10 protein-coding genes, 1 tRNA gene and 2 pseudogenes are annotated in these 10,308 nt (G+C 74.2%); 8 read left to right on the top strand and 5 right to left on the bottom strand.

Annotation, left to right across the window (positions count from 1 at the left end):
* Together RH94_RS43950 and RH94_RS19835 are read left to right on the top strand one after the other, a co-directional pair.
* A pseudogene (locus tag RH94_RS43950) lies at window positions 1–351 on the top strand (serine/threonine protein kinase); the annotation flags it as partial.
* Between the two features lie 23 nt (window positions 352–374).
* A complete protein-coding gene (locus RH94_RS19835; RefSeq protein WP_073948867.1) occupies window positions 375–818 on the top strand; it encodes an RpiB/LacA/LacB family sugar-phosphate isomerase in 444 nt (147 codons plus the stop codon).
* A 28-nt stretch (window positions 819–846) separates the two neighbouring features.
* Here RH94_RS19835 and RH94_RS19830 read toward each other — a convergent pair whose 3' ends face one another.
* Window positions 847–2,076, bottom strand: a complete 1,230-nt coding sequence (locus RH94_RS19830; RefSeq protein ID WP_407697334.1) for an MGDG synthase family glycosyltransferase — start codon at window positions 2,074–2,076, stop codon at window positions 847–849.
* Between the two features lie 169 nt (window positions 2,077–2,245).
* Here RH94_RS19830 and RH94_RS19825 point away from each other — a divergent pair, with 169 nt between their 5' ends.
* From RH94_RS19825 to RH94_RS19810, 4 genes are read left to right on the top strand one after another with little or no spacing between them, the layout of a single operon-like run.
* A complete protein-coding gene (locus RH94_RS19825; protein WP_073948866.1) occupies window positions 2,246–3,094 on the top strand; it encodes an SDR family NAD(P)-dependent oxidoreductase in 849 nt (282 codons plus the stop codon).
* Between the two features lie 8 nt (window positions 3,095–3,102).
* On the top strand, window positions 3,103–4,257 hold the full coding sequence (locus RH94_RS19820) for a DMT family transporter (protein WP_234425896.1): 1,155 nt from the start codon (window positions 3,103–3,105) through the stop codon (window positions 4,255–4,257).
* Between the two features lie 35 nt (window positions 4,258–4,292).
* A complete protein-coding gene (locus RH94_RS19815) occupies window positions 4,293–5,024 on the top strand; it encodes a polysaccharide deacetylase family protein (protein ID WP_107428767.1) in 732 nt (243 codons plus the stop codon).
* 20 nt (window positions 5,025–5,044) lie between these two features.
* Window positions 5,045–5,821, top strand: coding sequence for a cobalt-precorrin-6A reductase (locus tag RH94_RS19810; protein WP_073948920.1), 777 nt, complete (start codon window positions 5,045–5,047; stop codon window positions 5,819–5,821).
* On the opposite strand, the gene cobF is transcribed toward RH94_RS19810, so the two are convergent.
* Both cobF and RH94_RS19800 read right to left on the bottom strand, forming a co-directional pair.
* Window positions 5,781–6,551 carry a precorrin-6A synthase (deacetylating) gene (gene cobF, locus RH94_RS19805; RefSeq protein ID WP_073948864.1) on the bottom strand — a complete coding sequence of 257 codons (771 nt, stop codon included), beginning with the start codon at window positions 6,549–6,551 and terminating at the stop codon, window positions 5,781–5,783. The genes RH94_RS19810 and cobF overlap by 41 nt on opposite strands.
* A gap of 72 nt (window positions 6,552–6,623) precedes the next feature.
* On the bottom strand, window positions 6,624–7,172 hold the full coding sequence (locus RH94_RS19800) for a DUF309 domain-containing protein (protein ID WP_073948863.1): 549 nt from the start codon (window positions 7,170–7,172) through the stop codon (window positions 6,624–6,626).
* A 99-nt stretch (window positions 7,173–7,271) separates the two neighbouring features.
* On the opposite strand from RH94_RS19800, the gene RH94_RS19795 reads away from it, so the two are divergent.
* A tRNA-Pro gene (locus RH94_RS19795) sits at window positions 7,272–7,345 on the top strand.
* A gap of 318 nt (window positions 7,346–7,663) precedes the next feature.
* Here the strand turns inward: RH94_RS19795 and RH94_RS19785 are convergent.
* A complete protein-coding gene (locus tag RH94_RS19785; RefSeq protein WP_073948862.1) occupies window positions 7,664–8,452 on the bottom strand; it encodes a class I SAM-dependent DNA methyltransferase in 789 nt (262 codons plus the stop codon).
* Window positions 8,453–8,619: 167 nt separating this feature from the next.
* A complete protein-coding gene (locus tag RH94_RS19780; RefSeq protein WP_073948861.1) occupies window positions 8,620–9,168 on the bottom strand; it encodes a DinB family protein in 549 nt (182 codons plus the stop codon).
* Window positions 9,169–9,349: 181 nt separating this feature from the next.
* Here RH94_RS19780 and RH94_RS19775 point away from each other — a divergent pair.
* A pseudogene (locus tag RH94_RS19775) lies at window positions 9,350–10,308 on the top strand (RNA-guided endonuclease InsQ/TnpB family protein); the annotation flags it as partial.

Genomic DNA, 10,308 nt, shown 5'->3' with positions numbered 1-10,308 from the left:
GAGCCGCTTCCCCCGGAGCGGCCGGCCGCATTCCCGTCCCAAGGCCGTGAGGCGCAGCGGACGGGCGGGGGCCGGAGCGGGGGCCAGGGACGCCGCCGCGCGCCCGAGCAGCGGGGCACCGGGCCCTCGCGCCGCCGGGGTGCGCCCGCCCGTGCCGCGGTGACGCCGACACCGGCATCGGCACCGGCATCGGGCGCCGGGGACGGCGGCTGGAACACCAGCGTGCACCGGGTCCCCCCGCGCCGCCCCGGCCTGCGCTCCTCGCTGCGGCGCCACTTCGGCGTGGCCGCCGTCGTGGGCGGCGCCGCCCTGTTCGCCCTGGCGCTGCTCGTCGGGATGGCGTTCTTCTAGGCGCGCTGCGTAGGCTCCGGGGCATGCGGATCTCCGTCTCCTCCGACATGGACGAACCCGTCGCCCGCTCCCTGGTCGCGCTGCTGCGCGAGCGGGGGCACGAGGTGGTGACCCACGGCGCGCTGCGCCCCGGTGACGACCCGCGGTGGGCGGCGTGCTCGGAGGCCGCCGCCCGCGATGTCGCCGACGGGCGGGCCGACCAGGCGGTCGTGTGCTGCTGGACCGGCACGGGCGCGTCCATCGCCGCGAACAAGGTGCCCGGCGTACGGGCCGCCCTGTGCACCGACGCCTACACGGCGGACGGGGCACGCCGCTGGAACGACGCCAACGTCCTGGCCCTCGGCCTCAGACTGACCTCCGAACCGCTCCTGAAGGAGATCCTCGACGCCTGGTTCACCGCCGCACCGAGCGAGGACACCGAGGACCGGGACAACGTGGCCCACGTCGGCCGGATGGACGTCCGCTGACCGCGCCCCTGCGGTCCCTCCCGTCGGCTCAGGACCGAGGGTGGCCCGCCGCCCGGACCCGTACGAGCCGGGACAGCGCGTCCTCCCGGAACAGGGCCCGGCCGGCCGCGATCCGCTGTGCGCGCCGTGGGCCCGGCTCCGTGAGGCGGGTCAGGGAGCGCAGGAGGGCGGGCTCGTCGGGGGCGTGGTCGCACAGGCCCAGGTCCGCCATGCGGCGCACGCCTTCCGCGCCGTGTCCGGGCAGGGGGCGGTGGCCGATGACCGGCAGGCCGGCGGCGAGGGCCTGGACGGCCGTCTGACCGGCCGCGTTGTCCACCAGGGCGGCGCAGGCGCGCAGCAGGTCCGGCATGTCGGTCACCCAGCCGGGGACGAGGACACCCGGCGTACCGGACAGCGCGCGCCACAGGCGTTCGTTGCGTCCGCACAGGACGACCGGCAGGAAGCCGTGCGCGGCCAGCAGCCGCGCGGTGCCGGGCAGGTGGCTGCCGGCCCCCCAGGCGCCCGCGGAGACCAGCACCGCGGGCCGGCCGCCGCCGTACCGCTGGATCCGCTGCCGCCAGCCGGCCGTTCCCGGCTCCTCGGCTCCCGGCTCCTCGGCTCCCGGCCCCTCGGGGAAGAACTCCGGTGCCACCACCGGGCCGGTCGCCTCCGCCGGCCGGCCGATGCCCCGACGGACCTCGTCAGCGGTCTCCTCGCTGACACACAGGTGCAGGTCGTTGCCCGGATGCAGCCACTGCCGGTGCACGGCGAAGTCGACGACGACCACCGCACTGGGGACCTGGAGCACCCCACGGGTGCGGAGATGGCCGGTGAGCTGGGCCGCCAGGTGGAAGACGGGCACCACGACATCGGCCCGCCACTCCCGCACCAGGCGCATCAGCCGGCCCCCCGCGAGCCGCGCCAGCGGGGTACCGCTCGGACGGGGCCTGGGACCGGGCCGCAGGAAGAGGTCGTAGACACCGGCGTAGACCCAGGGGGCCTCACGGACGGCCGCCTGGTAGAAGCCGCGCAGACCGCCGCCCAGGCCGTACGGCAGCAGGGCCAGCACGTCGACGACCCGGGCCTGCTTGCCGGCGGTGCGGGCACGGCGGGCCAGCTCGGCGGCCACGGTGTCATGGCCCGCCCCCATGCTCGCGGAGACGACGAGCAGCCGCTCGGCCTCCGGGGGCGTCACCGGGCCGGGGCGGGTGGGCGGGCGGCCGGCCACGGGTCCCCGGGCGGCGGGCAGCGGTGGCGGTACGGACGATTCGGACGACACTGGAAGTGAGTAACCCTCACCCACCGCAGTCAAACGGCAGGCACACCCTGTCGCCCGTCCCAGGTTTCGGGCACGGCCGCCGGGATACTTCACCACCCTGCGGGCCGTCCCGGACCGCCGGGGCCGCACCGGCGGCCCCGGCCCCGTCCGACCCCCGAGGTGCGTCCCGATGTCCCACGCCCCCTCCCGCGCACGGTCCGGCTCCGGAGAGCCCTTCGAGGCACCCGCGGCGCCGAGCACCGCGCGCCGTCGGCCCACCGGCCCGGCGGCGCCCGGCGGGGGCGCGCTGGTGACCGGTGCCTCGTCCGGGATCGGCGCGGCCGTCGCCCGGCGGCTCGCCGCGGAGGGCGGCTGGCGGCTGGTGCTCAATGGACGCGACCGCGCCCGGCTGGAGGAGGTCGCCCGCGACACCTCCGCCGTCGCCTACCCGGCGGACCTGTCCGGCCAGGACGCCGAGCGGCGGCTGGCCGAGTTCGCGCTCGACAGCGTCGGCCGCGTGGACCTTCTGGTGGCCGGCGCGGGCATCGGCTGGGCCGGGCCGTTCAGCACCATGCCGCAGCGCGCCATCGACGAGGTGTTCGACGTCAACGTGCTGGCCACCCTGCACCTGGTCCGGCTGCTGCTGCCGCAGATGGTCGGGCGGGGCACGGGCCGCGTGGTCGTCATCGGCTCCCTGGCCGGCACGGTCGGCGTCCGCGACGAGGCGGTCTACTCCGCCGCCAAGGCCGCGCTCGGCACCTTCACCGACGCCGTGCGCTACGAGCTGCGCGGCACCGGGGTCGGCATCAGCCACGTGGTGCCCGGAGTGGTCGACACGCCGTTCTTCGACCGCCGCGGGGTGCCCTACCGGCGTTCGAGGCCCAGGCCCGTCCCGGCGAGCCGGGTCGCCGACGCGGTGTGGGAGGCGGTGTCCCGGGGCCGGGACGAGGTGTACGTCCCCGGCTGGACCCGTCTGCCCGGCCGGGTCCGGGGCGCCGCGCCCGCCCTGTACCGCCGCCTCGCCGCACGCTTCGGGTGACGCACGGGGTGAACGCGCTCACCGTCGTCCTCGCACTGTTCGCGGCGTTCGCCAACGCGGCGGCGTCGGTGCTGATGAGGCGCGCGGCGACGGAAAAGACGGAAAGGGAGGAGAAGGGGGACGTCGGGGGAGAGGGGGACGGGCGTGGCGCGGACGCCGCGGACGCCGGGGAGCCGGGCGACGCCGGAAGGGCCGCCGAGGAGCCGCACGGCCCCGGAGCGGGCGAGCGGGGCGCCCGGGAGGCGGGGCACCGACAGGCCGGGGACGGGCCGGCGGCCCCGCCGGACGGACCTGGAGCGGACGGGTCGGCCGTACGGGCGCCGGGCGGCGGACGCGGGCCGGCGGGCGGGAGTCCGACGGCAGGTTCTCGGGCCGTCCGCGCGAGGCGGCGGCGGTTCTGGCTGGCCGGGGCGGCCCTGCTGGCCGGGTCCGCGGTGCTGCAGGCCGCGGCGCTGGCCGTCGGCAGCCTGTCACTCGTCCAGCCGCTGCTGGCCACCGAACTGTTGTTCACACTGATGCTGGGCAGTGTCGTCTTCCACTGGCGCCCGGACCGGATCACCTGGCTGTCCTTCCTGGCCCTGGCCGCCGGGCTGGCCCTCTTCCTCGGTGCCGCCGCGCCCTCCGCCGGACGCGCCACGGCCGAGGCGGGACGCTGGATCCCGGTCGGCATCGCCCTCGCGTGCCTGGTGACCGTGCTGCTCGTCGTGGCGCGGCTGGTCACGGGGCCGCCCCGGGCCGCCGTACTCGGTCTGGCGTCGGCCGTGCTGTTCGCGGTGACGGCGGCCCTCCTCAAGGAGGTGACGGGACTGTATCCGCAGGGTCTGGCCGTGCTGGCGTCCGACTGGACGCCGTACGCCACGGCGGCCACCGGCCTGGCCGCCTTCGGGCTGCTCCAGCTGGCCTTCCACGCGGGCACCCTGGTCGCCTCCCAGCCCGCCCTCACCCTCGGGGACGCCGTGACGAGCGTGGCGCTCGGAGTGGCCCTGTTCGGGGAAGAGATCGCCCTGGGCGTGCGCCTGCTGCCCGAGGCCATCGGCATCGGCCTCCTCGCGGCCGGCACGGTCGGCCTGGCCCGCTCTCCCGCCGTGTCGGGCAAGTGGGACACCGAGCCGGCGCACGGCACGGTCCCCGGCCGGGGAAGGGCACAGGCGGAGCACCCGTGAGGAGACCACAGACGGGAGGACCCGGCAGCCGTGCCGTGCGGACCACGGCGGCGGCCCTCGCGCCCGTCGCCGCCGTCGCGGCCGCGCACATCGTCCCGGCTGCCACCTGGCTGCCCCGCTTCCGCGCCCTGTGCTTCCCGCGCCTGGCGGGGACCGGCCGCCCCGACCACATCGCACTGACCTTCGACGACGGCCCGGACCCGGCCTGTACGCCGCACTTCCTGGACGAGCTGGACCGGCTCGCCGTGCGCGCCACCTTCTTCGTCCTCGGCGAGAGGGTGGCCCGGTACCCCGAGCTGACCCGGCACATGGCGGAACGGGGTCATGAACTGGCCGTGCACGGCTGGACCCACAGCCGCCCCTGGCTGCCGGCCCCGGGCCGGGACCTGCGGGAGACGGCGCGGGCGGCCGGCGTCCTGTACGACACGACCGGCCGGCAGCCGTACTGGTACCGCCCGCCCTACGGCATCCTCACCTCCGGCCGCTGGGCCGCCGCCCGGCGTGCCGGCCTGCGACCGGTGCTGTGGACCGCCTGGGGACGGGACTGGACGCCGGACGCCACCGCCGCCGCCGTCCACACCACCGTCACCGCCGGCCTGCGCGGCGGCGGCACCGTCCTCCTCCACGACTCCGACCACGCCTCGTCCCCCGGCTCCTGGCGCGCCGCCCTCGCCGCCCTCCCCGCCCTGATCACCACCTGCCGCGCGGCCGGCTGGACCGTGGGCCCCCTGTCCGAACACGGCCTGCACCCGCCCCGGAGGGCATGACCCCGCGTACCCTCGACGTCATGCCCTCCCACGTCCTGATCCTCGGCGGCACGGCCGAGGCGCGTGAACTGGCCGCGGTGCTCGCGCTGCGCGAGGGCGTGCGGGTGACCAGTTCACTGGCGGGGCGGGTGGCGCGGCCCGGCGCGGTGGACGGGGAGGTGCGCGTCGGCGGCTTCGGCGGGGCGGAGGGACTGGCCGCGTGGCTGCGGGAGCACCGCGTGGACGCCGTCGTCGACGCCACGCACCCCTTCGCCGAGGCGATCACGCGGAACGCGGCGCGGGCCGCGGCGGCGGCCGGCGTGCCCCTGGTGGTACTGCGCCGGCCCGGCTGGCGGCCGGGCCCCGGGGACCGCTGGCACGCCGTCGACTCGCTGGACGCGGCGGCCGGACTGCTGCCCCGGCTGGGCCGCCGGGTCTTCCTCACCACGGGACGGCTCGGCCTCGCCGCCTTCGCCCACCTGACCGAACCGCACTTCCTCGTACGGTCGGTGGAGCCGCCCGAGCCGCCGATGCCGCCCAACCTGCGGGTCGTACTGGCCCGGGGACCGTTCACCGAGGCCGACGAGACGGAGCTGCTCAGGGCGCACCGCGTCGACGTGCTGGTGACCAAGGACAGCGGGGGCGCGGCCACGGCGGCCAAACTCTCGGCCGCGCGCCGCCTCGGGCTGCCGGTCGTCGTCGTACGGCGCCCGCCGCTGCCGCCGCGGCTGACCGCCGTACCGGACGTGACCGCCGTACTGGAGTGGCTCGGGCCGCCTACTGCTCCGGGCGCCGCCGCAGCAGATACGTGTCCATGATCCAGCCCTTGCGCTCCCGCGCCTCGGCCCGCAGCCGCTCGATGCGCGGCGCGGCCTCGGCGATCGGGCCGGCGGCGAGGATCTCGTCCGGGGTGCCTATGTAGGCGCCCCAGTAGATGTCGATGTCCTGGTCGGCGTACTGCCGGAACGTCTGGTGGGCGTCCAGCATCACCACCACGTCGTCCACCCCCTCCGGGAACCCCTCGGCGAGCCGCCGGCCCGTGGTGATCTGCACCGGCCGGGCGACCCGGTTGAGCCCCGTACGGTGCCGGGCCACCAGCGCGGAGACGCTGCTGATGCCGGGCACCACGTCGTACGAGAAGTCCACCGCGCCCCGCGCCAGCACCTCCTCGAGGATGCCGATCGTGCTGTCGTACAGCGCCGGGTCCCCCCACACCAGGAACGCGCCGGTCCCGTCCTCGTCCAGCTCCTCGGCGATCAGCCGCTGGTAGATGTCCGCACGGGCGCCGCGCCAGTCCCCGACGGCGGGGGAGTAGGCGGCGCCGCCCGCCGACCGGTCCCGCTCCGGGTCGCGCGCCCGGACCACGCGGTACGTCCCCTCGGGCATGTGCGTGCGCAGCATGTCCCGGCGCAGCTCGACGAGGTCGGACTTCACCTCGCCCTTGTCGAGGACGAAGAACACGTCCGTGTCACGCAGGGCCCTGACCGCCTGCAGGGTCAACTGCTCCGGGTCGCCCGCGCCGATGCCGATGACATGAATCTTTCGCACGCCCCGAGTCTGCCGTACGGCACTGACGACCCGGCACCACGCCCCTACCCGGCACCACGCTCCTACCCGGCGCTACGCCCCGCCCCGCAGCCGAGGCGCCCGCTCCGCCGCGTCCACGGCACCCGCCGCCCCGCTCTCCACGGCATCCGCCAGCTCCCGCGCCCACGCCACGAGCCCCGGGGCGTCCATGCCGTACGGAGTCCGCTCCCCGGTGTCCGCCACCCACTCCTCCGCGGCCCCCGCCCCGCGCCGCAGCAGCCGGGCACCACCGGTGACGTTGCCGCGAGCCGCGTGCGTGAGTCCCACCGCGAGCTGGGCCAGCCCGCGCCACAGGGTGCGCTCCGCCTCCGGCCCCGACTTCCAGGCGTCCTCGAAGACCTCGTGCGCGTGGAAGGGCTTGCCCGCGTCCAGCAGCGCCTGCGCCTCGGCGACCGTCTGTTCCGGGGTGCGCACCACGCCCTCGGGCTGCCGGGGCACACCGTCGGTGCCGTACGGAAGGGGCCGCCCCAGCCCGTCCCGCGGCCGCGCGTTGCGCGCCCGCCCCTCACCGTCCCGGTCCCGCGCACCGGCCGGCCCGCCGGAGGACGCGCTGCTGGATGTGCTGCTGGATGTGCTGCTCATACGCCGATTGTCCCCCGGACCCGTCCCCGCTTCGGCGCGGACCCCGAGGTGCGGTAAAGTGATCTCAGCGAGCACGCGGTTCACCACGTGTGAGCACACCGGGACGTGGCGCAGCTTGGTAGCGCACTTGACTGGGGGTCAAGGGGTCGCAGGTTCAAATCCTGTCGTCCCGACTCGTAGGAGTCACAACTCAGGGGATGTTTCGAAGAAATCCGAAACATCCCCTTGGTCATTGGTGGGGCCAGCCGCGAACCAGCGCCCTCGACCGCGTCGGCGGGCGGCCACGACCGGGCTCGGCGGCGAGCGCGGGGCACTGGCAGGCCGGCCCGATGCGGGTACCCGGACAAGCAGCCAGAGTCGCGGTCCTGGACCCGGTCGGTGATCTCGCCGCCTCACATGTCGCGGACAAGATCCTCCGGTGGCGATGGTGGTCGCCGGAGGACCTGTCCGGTGACACCGGTCGATCTCGGCCATGTCCGATACGGAAAGGCTCACCGGAGCTGATCGGGTCCGCGGGTGCAAGCGTCGGCGCGGAGCCACCGCGTCGGCGGGATTCGGTAGACGGAGACGTGAGAACGCGACTCGGCGGTGAATTCGGTTCCGGACCAGTCCGCGTGTCTGGCCTCCAGTTCGAATCCGGCCAGCTGGGCCATGAGGTCGAGTTCGGCCGGCCAGATGTAGCGATGGGGGCTGCGGAACAACCGGGCCTGCTGGGTCTCGTCGAAGTGGAAGTGGTGCGACACCACGTGCTGGCGCAGGGCGTCGTAGGTGTCCAAACCGATGTAGCCGGGGTCGGACTGCCAGACGGTGGCCGTCCGGCCCGGTGGGAGCCTGCGCAGCTCGGGTACCCAGAGTTCGATCACGAACCGCCCACCGGGCGTGAGGTGGCGGGCGGCGTTGCGGAAACACTCGACCTGCTCGTCCTGGGTCAGCAGGTTGGAGATGGTGTTGTAGACGAGGTAGACGAGGGTGTACTTCCCGGGGGCGACGGTGGTCGCCATGTCGCCGATGAACACGGGGATCGTTGCTTCGTCGACCTTGGTCCGCAACTGCTCCACCATCGGCAGCGACAGCTCGATGCCGGTGACGGAGACTCCCCGCTCGGCGAGCGGGACGGCTACCCGGCCGGTCCCGATGGCGAACTCAAGCGCTGCTTCGTCCCCTGCGAGCCGGGCGAGGCGGTCCACGGTCGGCCCCAGGATCTCGGGCGCGAACATGCCGAAGCCGGGCGTGTCATAGCGCTGGGCGGCATCGGCGTCCCAGATCTCCTCCTGCCACATCCCGTCAACGCTCGCCGCTGATCCATGCGATGTCCAACGAATTTCTCGCACCGCTCCAGGAAGGATCCGAAGGGGGCCCTGCCGTACTTGGTGCGCTTGAGCGTTTTCACCCTTCTGTGGAACCAGAACTCGTCAAGTCTCACGGGTGGAGGACTTCCCTCGCCAGGTCACATCCCGGTGGAACCGTCGATGCGTTCGCGCAGGAGATCGGCATGGCCGTTGTGCCGGGCGTATTCGGCGATCATGTCCACCATGATCCTTCGGAGCGAGATCGGCTCGCCGGTCCTCTTGCGGATCCCTGTCTCATCCAGCGACGCGGCAGCGGCCGTGATCCGCCTGGAGTGCTCGCACTCCGCCCGCCAGACGGCGAAGGCTTCGTCGACGTCACCGTCCAGGCTGTCGAAGTCCTGGTCGGGGTCGTCGTCGGAGTAGTGGAGCATCGGAACGTCGTCGCCGGCGAACTGGATGCGGAACCACCAGCGCTCGACACCGGCCAGATGCCGCACCATGCCGTGCAGGGACAGACCGGACGGCGGCACCGCCCGTTCGGACAGCCGCTCCGGAGGCAGGCCGGCGCACTTGAGCTCGAAGGTGGCCCGGTGCCAGTCCAGGACCGCGCTCAGGATCTCCCTTTCGCCACCGACGGCGGGCGGAGCCGGGCGGGTGTCGTTGTTCCACCGGGGTGCGTAGTGCTTGGGGGCGGCTGTGCCGGACATCGGGACTCCTCCGTGAATACGCCGGCCTTCAGGGCGGGGTGGGGGTACCGCCCGCTTGCGGGGGAGAAACGGACCCCTGCGGAGCAGGGCAGGGAAGCCGAATCGTCGCCAGGGCGATCCGGCGTCTGCCGACCACCGGTCGACACCCTTGGTTCACACAAGACCTGATAGTATGTGAGGTGTGACGCGGCAGGTCAAGCGGGCGTTCAAGTACCGCTTCCATCCCACGGACGAGCAGGCAGCGGAGCTGTCGCGCACGTTCGGCTGTGTCCGCCTCGTGTAGAACAAGGCGCTTCAGGAGCGCACGCGGGCCTGGTACGGCGAGCAGCGCCGCGTCTCCTACGTCCAGTCCTCCGCCGCGCTGACCGAGTGGAAGAAGACCGAGGAACTGGCCTTCCTGGCCGAGGTGCCTTCCGTCCCGCTCCAGCAGGCGCTCCGTCACCTTCAAGCGGCGTTCGGGAACTTCTTCGCCAAGCGCGCCGAGTATCCGCGTTTCAAGAGCCGGAAGAAGTCCCGGCAGTCGGCCGAGTACACCCGCTCCGCCTTCAATTGGCGCGACGGACGGCTGACACTGGCGAAGATGGCCGAGCCGCTGGACATCCGCTGGTCCCGTCCTCTGCCGGAGGGTGTGGAGCCCACGACGGTGACGGTGTCCCGCGATGCTGCGGGCCGCTGGTTCGTGTCCCTGCTGTGCGAGGACACCATCGCGTCGGCCCCCGCCCCGGATGCGGCGGTCGGCATCGACGCGGGCATCACGTCCCTGGTGACCCTGTCGACCGGGGAGAAGGTCGCCAACCCGAAGTACGAGCGCCGCGACCGCGCCCGGCTGGCCAAGGCTCAGCGGGAACTGTCCCGCAAGGCCAAGGGCTCGAACAACCGGGCCAAGGCCCGCCGCCGCGTGGCCCGCGTCCACGCGCGGATCGCCGACCGGCGGCGGGACTTCCTCCACAAGCTCACCACTCGGCTCGTCCGTGAGAACCAAACGGTCGTGATCGAGGACCTCACCGTCCGCAACCTGCTGAGGAACGGCAGGCTCGCGCGCGCCATCTCCGACGCGTCGTGGGCGGAACTGCGCTCCATGCTGGAGTACAAGTGCGCCTGGTACGGGCGCGAACTCGTCGTGATCGACCGCTGGTTCCC

It is taken from the genome of Streptomyces kebangsaanensis, from assembly GCF_001906585.1.
GTDB classification, from domain to species: Bacteria; Actinomycetota; Actinomycetes; order Streptomycetales; family Streptomycetaceae; genus Streptomyces; species Streptomyces kebangsaanensis.
This window is presented reverse-complemented; position numbering and strand designations above follow the sequence as displayed.